21 protein-coding genes and 1 other RNA gene are annotated in these 19,001 nt (G+C 38.2%); 10 read left to right on the top strand and 12 right to left on the bottom strand.

The features are described 5' to 3' along the window. The first annotated feature begins 110 nt into the window (after window positions 1-110). The 4 genes from paaA to paaD are packed head-to-tail and all read left to right on the top strand — an operon-like array spanning window position 111 to window position 2,667. On the top strand, window positions 111-1,064 hold the full coding sequence (paaA, locus tag ABDZ97_RS09880) for a 1,2-phenylacetyl-CoA epoxidase subunit PaaA (RefSeq protein ID WP_343787096.1): 954 nt from the start codon (window positions 111-113) through the stop codon (window positions 1,062-1,064). A 53-nt stretch (window positions 1,065-1,117) separates the two neighbouring features. After that, window positions 1,118-1,405 (top strand): 1,2-phenylacetyl-CoA epoxidase subunit PaaB, encoded by a 288-nt coding sequence (gene paaB, locus ABDZ97_RS09885; RefSeq protein WP_343787098.1) that lies wholly within the window; start codon window positions 1,118-1,120, stop codon window positions 1,403-1,405. A 12-nt stretch (window positions 1,406-1,417) separates the two neighbouring features. Then, window positions 1,418-2,176: a 1,2-phenylacetyl-CoA epoxidase subunit PaaC gene (gene paaC / locus ABDZ97_RS09890; RefSeq protein ID WP_343787100.1), complete on the top strand. Its 759-nt coding sequence runs from the start codon at window positions 1,418-1,420 to the stop codon at window positions 2,174-2,176. After that, window positions 2,170-2,667: a 1,2-phenylacetyl-CoA epoxidase subunit PaaD gene (paaD, locus tag ABDZ97_RS09895; protein WP_343787102.1), complete on the top strand. Its 498-nt coding sequence runs from the start codon at window positions 2,170-2,172 to the stop codon at window positions 2,665-2,667. Before paaC ends, paaD begins: the two co-directional genes overlap by 7 nt. A gap of 20 nt (window positions 2,668-2,687) precedes the next feature. On the opposite strand, the gene ABDZ97_RS09900 is transcribed toward paaD, so the two are convergent. From ABDZ97_RS09900 to ABDZ97_RS09920, 5 genes are all read right to left on the bottom strand, one after another. Next, window positions 2,688-3,350: a response regulator transcription factor gene (locus ABDZ97_RS09900; protein ID WP_343787104.1), complete on the bottom strand. Its 663-nt coding sequence runs from the start codon at window positions 3,348-3,350 to the stop codon at window positions 2,688-2,690. Further along, window positions 3,325-4,125, bottom strand: coding sequence for a sensor histidine kinase (locus ABDZ97_RS09905; protein ID WP_343787106.1), 801 nt, complete (start codon window positions 4,123-4,125; stop codon window positions 3,325-3,327). Before ABDZ97_RS09905 ends, ABDZ97_RS09900 begins: the two co-directional genes overlap by 26 nt. Then, window positions 4,104-4,643 (bottom strand): hypothetical protein, encoded by a 540-nt coding sequence (locus tag ABDZ97_RS09910; RefSeq protein ID WP_343787108.1) that lies wholly within the window; start codon window positions 4,641-4,643, stop codon window positions 4,104-4,106. The genes ABDZ97_RS09905 and ABDZ97_RS09910 overlap by 22 nt, the downstream gene beginning before the upstream one ends. A 121-nt stretch (window positions 4,644-4,764) precedes the next feature. Further along, window positions 4,765-5,082, bottom strand: a complete 318-nt coding sequence (locus ABDZ97_RS09915; RefSeq protein WP_343787110.1) for a hypothetical protein — start codon at window positions 5,080-5,082, stop codon at window positions 4,765-4,767. Between the two features lie 173 nt (window positions 5,083-5,255). Next, complete coding sequence (locus tag ABDZ97_RS09920; RefSeq protein ID WP_343787112.1) at window positions 5,256-6,806, bottom strand: hypothetical protein; 1,551 nt, start codon at window positions 6,804-6,806, stop codon at window positions 5,256-5,258. A gap of 210 nt (window positions 6,807-7,016) precedes the next feature. Here ABDZ97_RS09920 and lpdA point away from each other — a divergent pair, with 210 nt between their 5' ends. Continuing rightward, window positions 7,017-8,408, top strand: a complete 1,392-nt coding sequence (gene lpdA, locus ABDZ97_RS09925; protein WP_343787114.1) for a dihydrolipoyl dehydrogenase — start codon at window positions 7,017-7,019, stop codon at window positions 8,406-8,408. A 90-nt stretch (window positions 8,409-8,498) separates the two neighbouring features. Here the strand turns inward: lpdA and ffs are convergent. The 7 genes from ffs to ABDZ97_RS09960 form a co-directional block, all read right to left on the bottom strand. Continuing rightward, an RNA gene (gene ffs / locus ABDZ97_RS09930) (signal recognition particle sRNA small type) lies at window positions 8,499-8,591 on the bottom strand. A 74-nt stretch (window positions 8,592-8,665) separates the two neighbouring features. After that, window positions 8,666-9,013 (bottom strand): translation initiation factor, encoded by a 348-nt coding sequence (locus ABDZ97_RS09935; protein ID WP_343787116.1) that lies wholly within the window; start codon window positions 9,011-9,013, stop codon window positions 8,666-8,668. Window positions 9,014-9,017: 4 nt separating this feature from the next. Beyond that, window positions 9,018-9,812: a glycerophosphodiester phosphodiesterase gene (locus ABDZ97_RS09940; RefSeq protein WP_343787118.1), complete on the bottom strand. Its 795-nt coding sequence runs from the start codon at window positions 9,810-9,812 to the stop codon at window positions 9,018-9,020. Continuing rightward, a complete protein-coding gene (locus ABDZ97_RS09945; RefSeq protein WP_343787120.1) occupies window positions 9,802-10,311 on the bottom strand; it encodes a hypothetical protein in 510 nt (169 codons plus the stop codon). The genes ABDZ97_RS09940 and ABDZ97_RS09945 overlap by 11 nt, the downstream gene beginning before the upstream one ends. Further along, window positions 10,304-12,565, bottom strand: a complete 2,262-nt coding sequence (locus tag ABDZ97_RS09950; protein WP_343787122.1) for a patatin-like phospholipase family protein — start codon at window positions 12,563-12,565, stop codon at window positions 10,304-10,306. The genes ABDZ97_RS09945 and ABDZ97_RS09950 overlap by 8 nt, the downstream gene beginning before the upstream one ends. Before the next feature lie 50 nt (window positions 12,566-12,615). Beyond that, window positions 12,616-13,584, bottom strand: coding sequence for a formimidoylglutamase (locus ABDZ97_RS09955; RefSeq protein WP_343787124.1), 969 nt, complete (start codon window positions 13,582-13,584; stop codon window positions 12,616-12,618). A gap of 2 nt (window positions 13,585-13,586) precedes the next feature. Further along, entirely contained in the window at window positions 13,587-14,018 is a 432-nt protein-coding gene (locus ABDZ97_RS09960; RefSeq protein ID WP_343787126.1) for an acyl-CoA thioesterase, read from the bottom strand. A 365-nt stretch (window positions 14,019-14,383) separates the two neighbouring features. On the opposite strand from ABDZ97_RS09960, the gene dnaA reads away from it, so the two are divergent. From dnaA to ABDZ97_RS09985, 5 genes are all read left to right on the top strand, one after another. After that, entirely contained in the window at window positions 14,384-15,817 is a 1,434-nt protein-coding gene (gene dnaA / locus ABDZ97_RS09965) for a chromosomal replication initiator protein DnaA (protein WP_343787128.1), read from the top strand. A gap of 51 nt (window positions 15,818-15,868) precedes the next feature. Continuing rightward, the gene (locus ABDZ97_RS09970) at window positions 15,869-16,339 is read left to right on the top strand and encodes a low molecular weight protein-tyrosine-phosphatase (protein ID WP_343787130.1); all 471 of its coding nucleotides are present in this window, start codon (window positions 15,869-15,871) and stop codon (window positions 16,337-16,339) included. Then, the gene (locus ABDZ97_RS09975; RefSeq protein WP_343787132.1) at window positions 16,339-17,046 is read left to right on the top strand and encodes an SAM-dependent methyltransferase; all 708 of its coding nucleotides are present in this window, start codon (window positions 16,339-16,341) and stop codon (window positions 17,044-17,046) included. Before ABDZ97_RS09970 ends, ABDZ97_RS09975 begins: the two co-directional genes overlap by 1 nt. Window positions 17,047-17,141: 95 nt before the next feature. Further along, window positions 17,142-18,296, top strand: coding sequence for a cystathionine gamma-synthase (locus ABDZ97_RS09980; RefSeq protein ID WP_343787135.1), 1,155 nt, complete (start codon window positions 17,142-17,144; stop codon window positions 18,294-18,296). A 1-nt stretch (window position 18,297) separates the two neighbouring features. After that, the gene (locus tag ABDZ97_RS09985; protein ID WP_343787137.1) at window positions 18,298-18,996 is read left to right on the top strand and encodes a potassium channel family protein; all 699 of its coding nucleotides are present in this window, start codon (window positions 18,298-18,300) and stop codon (window positions 18,994-18,996) included. The last annotated feature ends 5 nt before the right edge of the window (window positions 18,997-19,001 follow it).

Genomic DNA, 19,001 nt, shown 5'->3' on the forward strand with positions numbered 1-19,001 from the left:
CACAAGTAACTTATAGCCAGATGATTTTTATCATGTTTCAACAAAAAGTTAAGAAAAACGCTAATAATTTCGTAAAATTGCAATAGAGAAAAACGAGGAGGAATCATATTATGTCTGAAAAAGATAGTATAGAACTACAAAAACAATTTCAGGCCAAAATTGAAGCAGATATCAAGATTGAGCCTAAAGACTGGATGCCGGATGATTATCGAAAAACGTTAATACGGCAAATTACCCAACATGCCCATTCTGAAATAGTCGGGATGCTACCGGAAGGTAACTGGATTACAAGAGCTCCTAACCTGAGACGAAAAGCAGTTCTTCTGGCTAAAGTACAGGATGAGGCTGGTCATGGATTATACTTGTATAGTGCTGCTGAAACTCTGGGAGCAGACAGGGAGGAATCCATTGATGATATGCATACCGGAAAGGCAAAATATTCCAGTATTTTTAACTACCCTACTCTTAGTTGGGCAGATATGGGAGCTATTGGCTGGCTTGTAGACGGGGCTGCAATTATGAATCAGGTACCTCTTTGTCGTACTTCGTACGGACCGTATGCCCGTGCAATGGTTCGTGTATGTAAGGAAGAATCCTTTCATCAGCGACAAGGGTATGAAATCATGACAACCCTAGCTAATGGAACACCTATCCAGAAGGAAATGGCGCAGGATGCTTTGAATCGTTTTTGGTGGCCTGCTCTGATGATGTTTGGTCCAAGTGATGCAAATTCAAAACACACGGCACAGTCAATGGCCTGGAAAATCAAACGCCACACGAATGATGAGCTACGTCAAAAATTTGTTGACGCTACAGTTCCCCAGGCTCACCTTATCGGATTAACCATTCCTGATGCAGATCTTAAGTTTAATGAAGAAACAGGACATTGGGAGTTTGGAGAAATTAACTGGGAGGAGTTTTACAATGTGATCAAAGGAAACGGACCTTGTAATAAGAAACGTATCGACGACAGACGTAAAGCGAAAGAAAACGGAATGTGGGTGCGTGAAGCTGCCAGAGCTTATGCTGATAAGCAAAAAGAAAGAATGAAAAAAGCCGGTTAATACAACGGACTTTTATTCTCTTCTAAAAAACTATTAACGAAAAACAAAACGCAATGAGTAATTCAGAATGGCCTCTTTGGGAGGTTTTTATACGAAGTAAACAGGGACTCGATCATAAGCATGTTGGAAGTTTAAGGGCTGCTGATGCTGAAATGGCAATAGAAAATGCACGTGACGTATATACACGCCGCTCAGAAGGAGTAAGTATCTGGGTGGTGGAATCTAAAAATGTTTACGCTTCAAGTCCTGAGGATGCCGAAGCATTTTTCGAACCATCGAACAGTAAAGTATACAGACATCCTACTTTCTACAAAGTACCGGATGGTGTTTCTCACATGTAATTTAATCAGACAATGACAAAACAAGAAGCTTTATTTGAATATACTTTACGCGCCGGAGATGATAGCCTTATTTTAGGTCAGCGTCTTTCGGAGTGGTGCGGACATGGACCGGTACTGGAAGAGGATATTGCGATGACGAATATTGCACTTGATCTTATCGGACAGGCTACAAGTCTTTTGGCTTACGCTGCTGAAGTAGAAGGAAAAGACAGAGATGAGGATCAATTAGCTTTTCTACGCTACGAAAAAGAATACAAAAATCTACTTTTGGTAGAACACCCGAATATTGATTTTGGTGTGACTATGGCTCGTCAGTTTCTGTTTGATGTATTCCATTACCACTTTTTTAAAGAGTTAACGCAGAGTTCGGATAGTCAACTTGCAGCTATAGCAGAAAAATCATTGAAAGAAGTTACCTATCATGTTAAACACTCTTCGGAATGGATCATCCGTTTAGGTGATGGAACAGAAGAATCCCACACACGCATCCAACAAGCGGTAAATGATCTTTGGGAATATACCGGTGAAATGTTTGTAATGGATCAGGTTGATGAAATCATGATAGCCGAAGGCGTAGGTGTAGATTTAGCAAGAATAAAAACAATCTGGCACGATCATGTACAACAAGTATTTGAACGTGCCACGCTAACGATGCCTGAATACGGATATATGCAACTTGGAGGTCGTCAGGGAAGACATACCGAATATATGGGATACTTGTTATCAGAAATGCAATATATGCAGCGAGCATATCCTAACATGCAATGGTAGAGATTAAAAAAAATACAGAAAAAATATGGGAGCTTCTGGAAGAAGTCAAAGATCCGGAAGTTCCTGTTCTTTCTGTTGTTGATCTCGGAATTATCCGGGATGTTGAAAATCAAGGTAATGGTGTAGAGGTGACGATTACTCCCACATACTCTGGTTGCCCTGCTATGCATACGATTGAACAGGAAATAAAGAAGATTCTGAAGGAAAATAATATTCCTCTTTCCAAAATTGTTACGGTACTCTCCCCCGCCTGGACAACGGACTGGATATCTGAAAAGGGAAGAAAGAATCTGGAGGAGTATGGGATTGCACCACCTCAGAACGAAGTTGATAAAAGTGTTTTATTTGCAAACCCTGCTATTGTTCCCTGCCCGCTCTGCAAATCGAAAAACACCCGTATGATCAGTCAGTTCGGATCAACTGCATGCAAGGCACACTATCAGTGTAATGACTGTCTTGAGCCTTTCGATTATTTTAAGTGTTTGAAGTAACCAACCACCTCTTAACTAGGCTACACCTCATTCAGGTCTATTAAATCATTTTTGACAGCGTAAACAATAACTCCAATAAAGTTTCGTGCTCCTACTTTATTCATCATTCGTTGTTTATGTGATTCGATTGTTCGTGGAGAAACTTCAAATTCTTCCGATAACTCCAACATACTCTTTTCCCTACACACACCTAACATAATTTCCTGCTCGCGATCAGAGAATTCCACTTTCTCAGGATCACTGATACTATTGCGGTTTTTCTTATCCCATTCAACAGCTCCCTTTAATACATTTGTCAGCTGCTGATCGAAATAAAACCCATTGTCATCAAGACTTTTGATAGCATGCTGAATCAAGTGAGGTTCCGAATTCTTGGTAAAAAATCCATGCGCTCCCAGTTCCATCATCTGAATAATCAACTCCCTGCTTTCCAGTTGTGATAAAATCAAAACTTTAATATCCGGATGATTTTGTCTTAGAATCTGACAGGTTGTTTTACCATCCATTTCAGGCATCTGAACATCAAGTAATACCACATCAACTTCATATTGAGAAAGATTCATTAATAATTCTCTACCATTAGAAGCTTCGAGCACCAAAGACATTCCCTCAAAAGAATCGATAAGCATTTTCATACTCTTGCGAAACAGCAAATGATCATCCGCCAGGGCTACTTGTATCATGGTATATAGGAATTTTATAAGTTACGTAATTTTTATTCTCTCTAATTTCGTAATCCAGATCACCCTGTAATACTTTTAATCGTGCCTGAATATTTTTCAATCCTTTTCCGGTAATTGCATTCATGGCTTCTTTAATATTAAAAAGCATCCCATTATCTGAGATAATGATATGAAGCACTGTATTTTCTTTTACTTCTTTCTTGCACAAAATTACATTTACCTGAGTAGCATCAGAATACTTAAGAATGTTAGTGGTTGTTTCCTGAACAATCCTGTATATTTCATATCCTGTTTCAGAAAGAATCAGTAAATCCGGACAGCTATTAGAAAAAGTGAACTCGATTGTACCGTTTTGATTTAGTTTATCCAGATAATCCTCAATAGCATGAGCACCTCCAAGAGTATCCATTATAGCAGGCATAAGATTGTGACTGATGTTGCGGGTACTTTCCAGAGCCATTTCCACACCATCTTTTATACCTTGAACAATTTCATTTACATCTTCATTTTTGTTCTGAATTTTCAAAATACTGAGGTAATTGCGAATTGAATTTAAATAACCTGAAACTCCATCGTGCAAATCAGCCGATACCCGTATGCGCTCTCGTTTTTCCGCTTCAAGTACTGCCTGTAGGATGGCTCGCTCCTCTTCTCTCCTTCTGGCCATCATTCTGTTTTGATAAAAAACAACCAGAAAAAGTAGAGAAACAGCAAGAAAGAACATGGTAAATGTTCCAATCCAGAATACGATCGTTATTTCATTCGCCCCTGCCAAATTGCAATTGTCAGAATAGTTTTTAAAAGTAAACTAAGTGTAATATTGATAAACCAGAAGTCAAGTATAAATAAATCTTTGGCTTCAATGATTACTTCTGCCATCAAAAATAAAAAGAAAGTCCCCGAATAATACAAAAGTATTGCAGAAACAAAATAAAACATGGTACTCTTCCAAAGTATGGGAATCTTAAATTCAATAAAAACTTTCCGAAACCACATGATACTAAGCAGAATAACGCTGAGAATTATGTACACCGTTGCAAAAGGCTGACTAACTGCGATTCCTGAAAATTTACAAATATCAACAATCCAGATAAGTACATACAGAGATATGAATATAACAGAAAAGCCTTTTCCCAGCTTGGGGTAAAGAGCTTTATAAAAAAAGTAGTAGATCGCAGGAAGCTCAAGTAATGTATAAATTGAGAATAAATAAGTTGCATCAACTTTGAGAAAATAGGTCAATAACAACTCGAAAAAACCTCCTACTCCTACCAATAAAATGTATGGAAACATAAAGAAAGTTTCCGGGGAAAGGTCCCTCCGTGTTAGAAGAAAAATTGCCAACGGAATAAACCCAAAAACTATAGTTAAGACAGCAATCCCCAGAAACATTTAAACCAGGTAGTTGTAAAAATTAATCTTCAGTTTCATTTAGTACACTTTTTGAACAATGAGGAGGACAAGGAAGTACCTTATCAATAATCACCCCACTGGTCATATCAGATTCATTAGTATCGACACCAACAAAAACTAACGTCTTTTTACCAAAATCATTAATTGCGTTGTAAATTCTTATCCCTACGCAATTACTTTGATTCAAAATGTCATTTATTGCAGCAGAACCAATATAAAACCCTTGAATTTCATTAGGGAAATCAGTTCTGAATCGACTAGTCATAGTAATAGCACTGTTAAGATCTATAGGATCTCCTTCTGTTCCGTTAAAAGCCATGTGTAGTATTTTTGACCAAATTAAGGATTGCAATCGAAAGAGGTGTCCGTAAAATTACGTAATGGGATACAGTACTTTTACGATGGTACATATAAACAACTGATATGTAGTGAAATAAAAATCCGTCATTTACTTAAAATGACGGATTTTTATTATTTTTCAGGAGTAATTACTTAGAATTCGTTCTCCCAGTCTTCATCCATTTCCTCTTCAAGTTCCTGGATTTCTTCCATGGTGTATTCATCGTCATAATTGTAATCTACCTTAGCATTGATAGATTCTACCCCCAATTCAATAAGTTGCTGAAGTATATTCTTCTCCGCGTTTTTCGATTTTAAAACTGCTTTAACTCCGTTATCATCACCAGCAACAGAGAAGTATGAAAGTTCATTAATAAACATCTTGGTATCCGAAGGAAAATCTTTTGGATCTAATTTTGTAAAGTCTACAAACATAGATATCGGATGTTTCCCGAAGTCAACTCCCTGAGGAGCTTCTATTTTATTTCCTCCGGCACTTAAAAGTTGATCAAACTCTTCTACACTTGTAGAGAAAATCATTGATTTATTATCTAATTTCATTTTAGCGTCACTTCCGAAAGTGTACACACCATCATCTCCAGTAGTCATTCCTGCCATTGGTCCAAAACCGTTAACCAGATTTTTAAGATATTCTGCGTCATTCAAACCAATAAAACCATTAAAAATCGGATCGCTATCAGTTACTCCTTTATAAGCAGCAAAAGCCATTTCTCCTGTAAACATATTGGAGACTTTCTCTTTTCCTCCGGCCATCATGAATGCTTGGTCAACATCATTCTTTTCTGATTCCTCCAGATTGATATAAATATTATCAATCATTTTTTTGAAATCCATATTCATCGCTAGTGCAAAAATCGGAGCTCCTTTCCCTAATGAACTTATAGCTTCGGAGGAAACAGGTGATGTATAAACAGGAAGGTATTTCTTCATATTTTCTCCCCAGTAGTTCTTTATTTCCATGTCAACTTGTCCTTTCGAAAAATTGATCGTTCCCACTATATAAGAATCCTTCGACATGTCTTTCATTTTCTGAACAGTCCCTTCAGAAACATCCGAAATATTCATTGCTCCATATAATCTATCTAATAGAGCAACACCGGTAATATCTGCTTTTGTAATTATTGCTTCAGCTAATTCATTGTTCTCTGATTTCTTTTCGGAAACCTTAACATATTCTTTCAAAAGTTCGGCTGTCATTTCATTACGATCCGTATTGGTTACCAACATACCAATCTTATTATCGACTAACGCCAATCCTGCTTCCCGGTTTAACGCAGTAGAAAGTTTATCTGACCCTTCAAGATTAAGTCCGACCTCTTTGAATTCTTTTTTCATTGCAGCAGGATCTTTTACTTCAAATAGTAAAGTAAAACGCTTCGGGCTATCTCTTTCAACAGGTCCTTCCAAAAGAATGAAAACTGACTTTTCAAGATTTACCGAATTATACAAAGCCTCTTTATAAGGTTTTGCCGTAGAAGCATATTGCTCAGGAAGAGCTCCTTCAAATGCTCCTGATTTACTGATTATAGCATCCAGATCAATAGATGAAATCAAAAATACCTGTTCTTTATTTTCTGCTAGAGCCACAACACGTCCCTCAAGACTCCCCTTCTCTACCTTGCTTCCACATGCCACTAAAACAATAGAAAGCGTTAAAATCCATACTGCTTTTGTTAAATTCATAATTGTTTTTCCTTTTATTGTAGACAAAAATAATGCTTTTATCGTTCTAAACTCCAATTCTTCAAGATTATATATTCTCTTAACAAAACCGTTTTTTATCTAATCAATATGACTTGTTTTCTCTAATTCTCAGATTCGGTTTTTATTAGAAGTATGATTAAAGGAAATTTGCGTAAATTCGCACCACACGTTAAATAATTTAGAAAAAGTATGAGTTACGATATTATTGTTCTTGGTAGTGGTCCTGGAGGATATGTAGCTGCAATCCGCGCTTCGCAACTAGGTCTGAAAACAGCAATCGTTGAAAGAGAATCTTTAGGTGGAATCTGTTTGAACTGGGGATGTATTCCGACAAAAGCGCTTTTGAAAAGTGCTAATGTTTTCGAATACATTAACCACGCTTCTGATTATGGAATCAATGTGAAAGGCGCTGAAGCGGATTTCGAAGGGATGATCAAAAGAAGTCGTGGAGTTGCTGAAGGAATGAGTAACGGTATTCAGTTCCTTATGAAGAAGAATAAAATTGATGTTATCAAGGGAACAGGAAAACTTCTTCCAGGAAAAAAAATCGTTGTAACTGATGCTGACGGAAAGACTACTGAAGTTGCTGCTTTGAAAGGTATTATCATTGCTACCGGAGCACGATCACGCCAACTTCCAAACCTTCCGCAAGATGGTAAAAAAGTAATTGGATACCGCGAAGCAATGTCGTTGCCGAAACAACCAAAATCATTGGTTGTAGTTGGTTCAGGAGCTATCGGAGTGGAGTTTGCCTACTTCTATCATAGTCTGGGGACAGATGTAACAATTGTTGAATTTATGCCAAACATTGTTCCTGTTGAGGATGAAGAAGTTTCCAAACAATTGGAACGCACTTTCAAGAAAAAAGGTATGAAAATCATGACCAATTCTTCTGTTGAGGCTGTAGACACTTCAGGAAAGGGTTGTGTAGTTAAGGTTAAAACTGCAAAAGGAGAAGAAACAATTGAATGCGATGTTGTGCTGTCTGCTGTTGGAATTGAAACAAATATTCAGGGAATTGGACTAGAAGATGTAGGTATTGCAACAGATAAAGGAAAAGTATTGGTTAATGATTATTACCAAACTAACATCCCGGGATATTACGCTATTGGAGACATCGTTCCTGGACCTGCATTGGCACACGTGGCTTCTGCTGAAGGTATCATTTGTGTGGAAAAAATAGCAGGACACTCTCCTGAAGCACTAGATTACGGAAACATTCCTGGATGTACTTACTGTTCTCCTGAAATTGCTTCTGTTGGATATACTGAAAAAGCTGCCAAAGATGCCGGATTCGATATCAAGGTTGGTAAATTTCCTTTCTCCGCATCTGGTAAAGCAAGTGCTGCGGGAGCAAAAGATGGTTTTGTGAAATTGATATTTGATGCCAAATACGGTGAACTTCTTGGAGGACACATGATCGGTGCTAACGTAACTGAAATGATCGCAGAGATTGTTGCTGTCCGTAAACTGGAAGTGACAGGACATGAGCTGATCAAAACGGTTCACCCTCACCCTACAATGTCCGAAGCTGTTATGGAAGCGGCTGCCGCTGCATACGACGAAGTGATTCACTTGTAGTAGATAAAGATATAAACGAAAAAACCACGCAAAATTTGCGTGGTTTTTTTATACTTATTTTTTAGAAAATTCAGGGTAAAAAAAGTGGGGTAAGCTACTCACATCGCACCGCTACGACCACCGACCCTTGCTACGTTCCCGTCCTGGGGGATTAGGCAGGAGCTGGTCGTGTGAGACTTACCCCGCCGCAAAATTAACAAACTATTTCTTTCCGACAAGGTTTTTTATCAGAGAATCATGATAAAAAAGAGACAATTCTAATTCCCTCCTTTTTTCTTCACCCGATACCCTTCTTTTTCAAGTAATTCCGCTACTTTATCTTTGAAGCTTCCCTGCACAATAATTTCTCCGTCTTTGGCTGAGCCACCTACTCCACACCTGGATTTAAGTAGTTTTCCAAGATCTTTTAAGTCCTCTTCTGTCCCTACAAATCCTTCCACCAATGTAACTTCCTTTCCTCCCCTCTGTTTACGATCAATTGAAACGTATAATACTTGTTTTTCAGGAGCTAGTGTTTCCAACGTATCTTCTTCTTCGTATTCAAAACTGAAATCGGGATTTGTCGAATAAACAACATTAACTTTTTCCTTCTTTTTCTTTGCCATAACTTCACTTGGTTAATGATAATGCACTTACCAAATCATCTGTCATCAGGTAATCTGGTTTTTTCTTCAGAACAGTTTGATTCCCTTCAAATGATTTTGCATCAAAAATAATGACTTTTTTCCCTAAAGCCTGTAATTCATCTACCTGTTCCTTTGTTATTTTAGAGTTTCGGATTACGCAATACTCTATTTCATGAATTACAACCTGATTTTTCAGTTTGGTATAATCCACTTCTTCATAAGCTAGATGAACCGGAAGATCAGATAAATAGGCTAATAAACTACTATTGGTCGAGATCAGAACTACCTGCGGTAATGCGGAAGAAGAGATAAAATCCGAAAGAACGGTTTTTATCATTTCATACGAAACACTTTCTTCCGTACAATGATTAAAAAATTTTAAATCCAGAAATACTTGTTGACACCCGAAGAAGTCAATTTCATTTAATTTTTCAGGGCTATATCCGGGATATAAGGAGTATGCTACTGAACTAAGTTCTTCCCAGGTCGTAGAACCTATACATCCGGTATAAGTCGTTCGTGAATCCAGATAATTGTCGTGAAACGCTACTAATTGATGATCTATTGTCATTTGAACATCTATTTCAACTGCAACCACTCCTGAATAAATCGCATGAGCAATTGCTTCAGAAGAGTTGTCCGGAAAAGAATGAAGATCAACGTGCAATCCTGCGCCAGCATGACCTATAATCAACGCTGTATATTTTTCTCCTGTTTCAGATTTTTTACACGAAAACAGAAAGATAAAAAGAAACAATATGTATCTGTTAAAACGCATACCCTATACCGATGGCTAATTTAATATCCCATACCAGGTGATTTGATTCAGGAAAACTGGTTCTTATCATAGCTCCTACTCCTGTTTCCTGAAGGAAAAAGAGTTTATTTTTTCCAATTTTTAATTTATACTGATAATATAACGCATGAATTTTAGGTTTTGTGTTGTATAAGTATCTGTTCCAATGCAATTGATAATTTAACCCAAAGCTTACACTAATTTTTTCCGTCCCTACTAATTGATATCCGACACCACCACTTATATAAGGAGAATAATACGTGAATTGTACCAGGTTTTGCCAGTTATATCCCGTTCCAATATCAAATACCCAGTCTGCAAAGGTAATCCCACCTTGAATTCCGCCATAAATCCCAGTCCGGGAGACAAAATGATCGGTAGCAATACTATACTTGCAATTTTGTTGTGCCATCCCTTCTTTACAGATTAGTACAATAAAGAAAACAGATAAAAAGAGGGATATACACTGATTTTTATTCATCCTCACCATTTATCAGTTGTAAGACTTTGTGAAGCGTCATCTGATTATCAACTCTGTCAAGGGAAGATGTAATTTGTTTCTTCTCAAATGTTGTTAAATGCCAGGATAAGGAAATCTTGTCATCTACCGACTCTCTCAGATTGATAGAAAGAATATCAACCGGAAAGTTCAATCCAGGCATCGCCAACATCAGTGCTTCATCCTGATCGAAATCCTGAACAAATGGAAAATTCCCATACATATTCCCAAAGGGGAGTAACAACTTATCAACCATGGACAACTTCCCTTTTCCTACTCCCGTTCTGTTTTTTTTGAGGTCACGAATACGCAATACAATTACACCGGATGTATTTTTCTTTATCCAATCTCTGAAGATGGTCATAAAATTCAGCGTGGTTTTGGTTCCGTAATTATCTCGTATTCCTGCATCCATGATATGGAAATTCATATTTCCAGGAAGAACAGCCATAGGAAGGATATAAGGGAAAGTGGCACTCATACGTAATACAGAACTAAAGCGCGTATTTTCCGGATGATATTCCTCCGTGACCAGTCCGTATTCAAAATTTTCAACAATTGCTTCGTAATCTCCTTTTAAATTACGTCTGCTTAACTGCATAAATCCCAATGGTTGGCTGGAAATCAGGAGTCGTCTGCCGTCATTAACTATAGTCGGAGAAAAAATCATTACAGGAATGATCCCCTTTTCCTCCGGTAATGTATAGTCTCCCAGTTTTTTTTCAAGTACATACTCTGTATTTGCATGCAATTGCTGCTCAAATGCATATCCACGGTCTTTGAGATAGGTTATTCCATTGTAATTGAAATTCTGATAGCGATAAAACAGGTCGTTTGTTGTAATGGTGAAAGAAACCTGATTTAAAAGATCTTTTCCCATATTACGCGTAAAACGAGGGAACAATGAATCAATAGAACTATCTGTTCTCGATCGTAAAACAAGCTCACGGTAATAAGCCGCCCCGATCATTCCTCCGGATGCCCCGGTTATCATTTGGGTATGTCTGCTAAAACTCCCCCCGGAAAGAGAATCTAACCGACGAAGTGTTATGAACGTCCATAATGCACTCCTTGCGCCACCACCACTTGTGTTGACCAGAATCAGTTTTGGTTTTTTTTCTCCGGTTCTTTCTTTCCAGTTTTCCAATACCTCTAGATATGCATTTCGATCATTCTCGATACGGCTGGAATCCATGTGCTGCCGAATAAGGTCTGTCTCCCCGGTTTTATCTGATTCGATAGAGTAATCCAATCCGTAGACATAATTATTAAACTGATTAAATCCGCTGTCTTTTGATAAATAATTAATGAAGACGAAGAAGAGAATCAATACAAAATAAGTCCATGTTTTTAACCATGAAAATATAGCGCTGATAATCATTAATATAATCGAAAAAATAAGTAATATCGAAGCACCTGCGGGTACTACAAACAACTCATTTTCCCTGAAAATCCCCAGAACAAGGAATGATGCCAGAATAAAGAGCTCAAACAGTGATGCATTAATATGGTTCTGTGAAAAAACTTTTTCGATCAAAGTTCTATCGTAATGCATCCAGTCACGAGAACGTCTTAATCGAAGCCATGCCCCAAGATAATAATGCTTCCCGTCCTTTCTTCTGGAGAAAATTTTATACCAGGATTCTTCTTTATGTAAAGTAGCATTGAATGGCTTCGCTTTGAATTCTTCCTGAAATTCTTTTTCCGTTCTTCCACTAAGTTTAAAAACATCTTTATTGGTTCTGAAAAAATAGAAAAATGCCAGTGCCATAAAAGAGGACATTCCCAATAAGAACATTGCCAGATACCCCAAAGCTTCTGAAACAGTAGCAAACTCCTGATTAACCTGAAAGACAATAAGGTTATAGGCATAATATATCAGAAAAATAAGAGGAACAAGAAAGTTGTTAGTAGAGAATTTTGCAAACGGGCGCGATACCGTAGCAATAAAAGGAAAGTAAGGCCCCAGGACAATATAAGAATATAAATTATAAGCGGTAACGTACCCCCCGAAGCCAAATCCCACTACCAGAAACGCAAATTCACTGACTTCCCCCAGATATTCAGGAGAATAAAAAAGATAAGGAACTCCAAAATGAGCTCCTGTTCCCGATATGAATGAAAATAACAGAGCCCAACCGAGCATAGAGAAAAGATTCATTCGGAGTTGCCAAAAAAACAACTGGAAAGGGAAAAAATGTAGTACAACATCCCAAAAACCACCCGAATTCCTCATATTCAATTAATATACTATAAATTAGGACACCTACCTGCTTTTATCTGAACTTATTTTTCAATCAAATCCGACACAAAATAAGCCAGTGCTTTTCCTACTTTGTAATTTCCGTTTGAATCCAGATCCGGAGCTCCTTCCGTAAAGTTAAAATACACGGGATTCTCTTTAGCCAGTTGTCGCAACCATCTTCTGGTGTCAAACAAGCTCCACCCCACAGGAGTCATGGCGCTTGATGGCATGTTTTCGATCGAATCAAGATCCAATTCTACACCATATCCTTCTTTGTGAATCGCTGCATACTCTCCTGCGTCAGACCATAAAACACGTTCCCCGTCAAGGTAGTGCTCAAAGCAAGAAAAAATGACCCCTTCTTTTTCCATACGAAGTAACATCTCCTGGCTATTATACTGTTTATGTAGACCATGTACTGTGTATGAATTAAGGTATCCTTCATGTTTCGCATACGAAAAGGAATTTCCACTGTGTCTTCCTTCCATAGATCTGAAATCAGCATGTGGATCAAGGTTTACAACATCCAGTGTTCTTCCAACAGTCTGAAAGTAAGCCTTCATTAACGGATAGGCATTGTTATGTCCGCCTCCTACCACTACAGGCACTTTATTATAGGTATAAATCTTCGCAATAATCTCTGTGAGGAATTCATCCATTTCCCCAACTGCTTGTCGAAGACTTTCAAACTCCGTTTCCACACACTCAAATTTAGCGCGACCGAGAATCATTAGATTATCCGTATTCATAAACTGGTTGGCCTGCATATTCAGAAAACGTGACAAAAATGCTTTGAACGCACTCATCGCCCCTCCAAAACCACCGTTTGCCCTTGGGCCGATATCCTCTTCGATCCCTAGCAGCACATATTGTCCTTTAAAACTCTGTAATGACTCTTCTATGGAACCCGAAGCAAAAGTGATCTTTTCTCCCACTTTCACTTCACCATTTCTTCTTATCAAATGTGCACTTTGTCGTTGTGCATCAATAAATGCAAAATCTTTCTTCAATTCTATACCTTTTTTCCGTTTTGAATAAATTGTTCCAATAACCCTACAAACTCTTTAGGAGGTCGTGTGGGGCGCATAGAAACTTTGTCAACAAATATGAGTGTTGTTGAAGCTATGGAAAGTAAATCTCCCCCTTCATTTTTGATCTCGTATTCAAATTCGAGCTTTGTTCCTTTTAATCCCGTGATACGGGTTGTTATTAACAAAAGATCATCATACAAAGCAGGTTTAATATACTTTACCGAAAAATGAGACACTGGAAGCATAATACCCGATTCTTCCAATTTGCGATAACTCATCCCCAGACTTCGCATTGCTTCTACCCGACCAACTTCAAAATACTGGGCATAATTACCGTAATAGCAATACCCCATCTGATCTGTTTCTCCGTATCGTACCCGTAAACTGGTTGTGTGACTGAAATTTACTTCCATAACATCTTCTCTTTTCCCTTGAGCAAGGTATAAAATTACCAATAATATCAAGATTCAACCGGAGGAACTCCTCTTTTTTTAGTATATTTGAAATCTATTATTTCCGGAATTTTACATACATCAAGGTATTGGCAATCATTCCCCATTTTTTGTTTACGAACAACATTTTTTCGCCGACCAGTTAAATTTTCGACAAGTAAAACTTTTTAAATAATCAAGAGTGATTTTACTTTTTTTTTAACTTTTTTATGTAAATATTTGCTTCGTCGATTTAAAGCTACTTTTAACTCTGTATTAAGCAATAAGTTAATGTTGAGGTAAAAGTTGTTCACACAATAAGTTAATAAAAACCGTATAGAACTATTATGAGTGCCAACCACGAGATAATATGGGAGAGCTGCCTGCGGGTGATTAAGGATAACCTTCCTTTGCAAGCGTACAAGACATGGTTTGAACCTATTGTTCCCGTGAAGTTGGAACAGTCCGTTCTTACTATTCAGGTACCCTCGCACTTCTTTTACGAGTGGTTAGAAGAACATTATATTTCTCTGCTTCGCAAAGTGATAAAGAAAGAGCTTGGCACAGAAGGGAAATTGGAATACAGTATTGTTATGGAAAACAACGGTAGTGGCAAATCCAATCCTTATACAGTTAAATTACCGGCAACCAACAAAAGCTCTTTAAAAAATAAACCGGTCACAATGCCTATTGATGTTGCGGAAAAGCAAATCCGCAATCCTTTCATTATTCCGGGACTGAAAAAGGTGAATGTAGATTCAAACCTGAATCCTGCCTATTCCTTTGAAAATTTTATTGAAGGTGACTGCAATCGCTTAGCTCGCTCTGCGGGTTATGCTGTAGCAAATAAACCGGGAGGTACTGCTTTTAATCCGCTTCTTATATACGGAGGTGTTGGTTTGGGTAAAACTCACCTGGCACATGCGATAGGAATTGAGATTAAGAATAACAATCCGAATAAAACGGTGCTGTACGTTGGTTCTGAAAAATTTGCTCACCAGTTTATTGATGCATTAAAGAACAATACAACCAATGATTTCATCCATTTCTACCAAATGATGGATGTACTTATTATCGATGATGTTCAGTTTTTCTCAGGAAAAGAAAGAACACAGGATGTATTCTTCCACATCTTTAATCACCTTCATCAGAACGGAAAGCAAATTATCCTTACTTCGGATAAGCCACCTGTTGAAATGCAGGGAATGGAACAACGTTTGCTTTCGCGTTTTAAATGGGGACTTTCTGCCGATCTTCAGGCTCCTGATCTGGAAACAAGAATCGCTATCCTTGAAAAGAAAATGTATGGCAACGGAATAGAACTTCCTTCTGAAGTTGTAGAGTACCTTGCTTATAGTATAAATACAAACATTCGTGAAATGGAAGGTGCTTTAACCTCCCTCCTTGCCCAGGCTTCTTTAAATAAGAAAGCTATCACTCTTGATTTAGCCAAATCAATGATTGATAAATTCGTCAAGAACACAGCACGCGAAGTATCTATTGATTACATACAGAAAGTCGTTTGTGATTATTTCGATTTACCGATCGAATTATTGAAATCAAAAACACGGAAACGTGAAGTCGTTCAGGCACGTCAGATTGCCATGTACTTTGCAAAAAAGATGACAAAATCATCATTAGCAAACATTGGTGCGCATTGTGGAGGAAAAGATCACGCTACGGTGTTACATGCATGTCGAACTGTCAATAATCTTTCAGAAACAGACAAGCAATTTAAAGTCTATCTCGAAGATCTCGAAAAGAAACTCTCTATCCAGTAATAATTTTCAGTAAGCCCTTCCCAATACGAAGGGCTTTTTTACTTTTGTACCATGACAAAAATACTAATGGTCTGTTTAGGTAATATATGTCGCTCTCCTCTTGCGGACGGTATATTGCGTAGCAAAGTTTCCCGCGAAGGACTTAATGTTATTGTTGACTCGGCAGGAACTTCTGCTCACCATACAGGTGAAGCTCCGGACGCTCGTATGAGAGCCGTTGCTTCAGAAAGAGGTTTCCCACTGGATACTTTGAGAGCCCGACAATTTTCCACGGCTGATTTTAGCGAATTTGACGTAATCTTTGCCATGGATGATTCAAACCTGCGTAACATTCTTAAACTGGCAAAAAGCGAAGAGGACAAACGAAAAGTACATTTATTTCTGAATGAACTTCATCCGGGGAGTGATAGAAATGTTCCCGACCCCTATTTCGGAGGACAACAAGGATTTATTGATGTCTTTACTATGGTAGATCAAACAACAGACCGAATAATAGAAAAATTGAAAAACGGAGAATACTAATGGCAACAGGTAAATTATATATGGCACCCAACACATTGGGTACAGACGAATGGCAACACGTAATTCCGACAGACGTCGCATCAATTATAACTGCTGCGAGAAACTTTGCAGTTGAAGATTTGAAAAATGCAAGGAGGTATCTTCGGAAGTTGGACAAACAATTCCCGATTGACGATTCTAACTTTTTTATAATAAATAAGAAACGTAATCCCGAGGAATTAAGTAAAGCATTACAGACACTCAGAAACGGAGAGAATGTCATTATGCTGTCAGATGCCGGATGTGCCGGAGTAGCTGATCCGGGAGCTGAATTAGCAAGTCTTGCACATGAAAATGAAATTCCCGTAGAACCATTGGTAGGTCCCTCTTCTATTCTGTTAACAGTGATGGCCAGTGGGTTTAACGGTCAGGCATTTCGTTTCTCAGGTTACTTACCTAAAGACAGAAAGGAAAGAAACCGTTTTATAAAAGAATTGGAATATACGGTAAAGAAAACCGGAGAAACACAATTGTTTATGGATACTCCTTTTCGAAATGTACATGTTTTGGAGGATATGTACGAAGTACTGGAACCTGAAACAAAAGTTTGTGTTGCCTGTGACCTTACATCACCTACCGGATTTGCCATGACAGTTTGTGTAAAAGACTTTAATAAGCTTCCGGCTAAAATAGATAAACGACCTGTTATGTTTGCGCTCGGACGATAGGTTTTTTCGCTTATCTGTTAATCCTTGTAAACCCATTGGTACTGCTAAAAAAAACAGTACATTTGTTATAATTCGAATACTTAGAAAATCAAAATATGGAAAACAAAAAAATGCGTTTTGGTACAAAAGCTATTCACGCTGGAGTTCAACCGGACCCTGCAACAGGGGCTATTATGACACCTATTTATCAGACAAGTACTTATGTACAGGAAGAAGTAGGTGTTCACAAAGGTTTTGAATACTCCAGAACAGGAAATCCTACACGCCAGGCGTTAGAACAAAATATTGCTGCAATAGAAAACGGTAAATACGGAGCTTGCTTCGGATCCGGTTTGGCAGCTATTGACTGCGTTATCAAAATGTTGAACCCCGGAGACGAGGTTATTTCAACCAATGATTTATACGGAGGAACTTACCGTATTTTTAACACCATTTTTGCAAAATATGGTATTAAATTCCACTTTGTCGGGATGGAGAACATTGACGAGGTAAAAGCTAAAGTAAATGCAAATACCAAGTTAATCTGGGTTGAAACCCCAACCAACCCGATGATGAACATTGTTGATATTGAAGCTATGGCACAAGTTGCTAAAGGAGCGAATGCCTGGTTAGCAGTAGACAATACTTTTGCTACTCCTTATTTGCAATCTCCACTTGATTTGGGAGCTGATATTGTAATGCACTCAGTTACCAAATACCTCGGTGGACACTCAGATGTAGTAATGGGAGCTTTGGTTACTTCCAGTGATGAGATCGCAGCTGAAATGTACCGTATTCAAAACAGCTCCGGTGCAGTTACTGCTCCTATGGATTCATTCTTGGTATTAAGAGGGATTAAAACACTTCATCTGCGGATGCAGCGACACTGCGAAAATGGTGAAAAAGTAGCCCATTTCCTGAAAGATCACCCAAAAGTAGACAAAGTGTACTGGCCGGGATTCACTTCTCATCCGAACCATGAAATAGCGAAAAAGCAAATGAGAGGGTTTGGAGGGATGATTTCTTTTACTTTGAAAGGAAACAAAATGGAAGATGCTCACAACATTGTTAAGAATGTGAAAATTTTCTGTCTTGCTGAATCTCTGGGAGGTGTTGAATCATTGATTGGACATCCGGCAACTATGACACACGCATCCATTCCTAAAGAAGAACGCGAAAAGACAGGAGTTGTTGATTCTTTGATTCGTTTGAGTGTTGGTGTCGAGGATGCAGAAGATTTAATTGATGATTTAACTCAAGCTTTGTCATAAGATGATTTTCAGTAAGTTCGCTGTAATTGGAATAGGTCGTTATGGGATTACCATTGCGAAAAGTCTTTCTCAGAAAGGAGCTCAGGTATTTGCATTTGATGTCAAGGAAGAACGGGTCGAGCAAATCAAAGACGACGTTGCCTTTGCTGTGACTATGGATACTACGGATATTAAATCACTTATTTCTCAGAATATTACTGAGATGGATGCCGTAGTTATTGCAATCGGTGAAAACTTTGAAGCAACAGTTCTGACCGCTGTTCACCTGATGGATTTAGGAGTTAAGCGAGTTATTGTTCGTGCCAGTGGTGCGCACCAAAAACTGATTCTTGAAAAAATAGGAATTAAAGAAATTCTTACTCCTGAAGACGAGGTAGCGAGTGCTGTACGGGAAAAGTTGTTAAACCCTTCTATCCTCTCTTTTCTCCAATTACCGGATGATTACGAAATTGCCGAAATTGTAGCTCCTAAAGGTGTTATCAATCGCCCGATTAAGGATATTCAATTCCGAAACCGCTACCAGTTAACATTGGTAACGATAAAGCGGGCTTTTGAAGTCAACAATAAAGGAGTAAGCTGTATAGAACAGCACGTTTTGGGAGTACCGGCAAGTGACACGATCGTTGAAGAGAGTGACACATTGGTTATTTTCGGAACCGGACAAAACGTAACGAAGTTTATTGAAATCAACGAAATTTAAAGGAA

The organism is Wandonia haliotis (genome assembly GCF_039523435.1).
Taxonomy (GTDB): Bacteria; Bacteroidota; Bacteroidia; order Flavobacteriales_D; family Crocinitomicaceae; genus Wandonia; species Wandonia haliotis.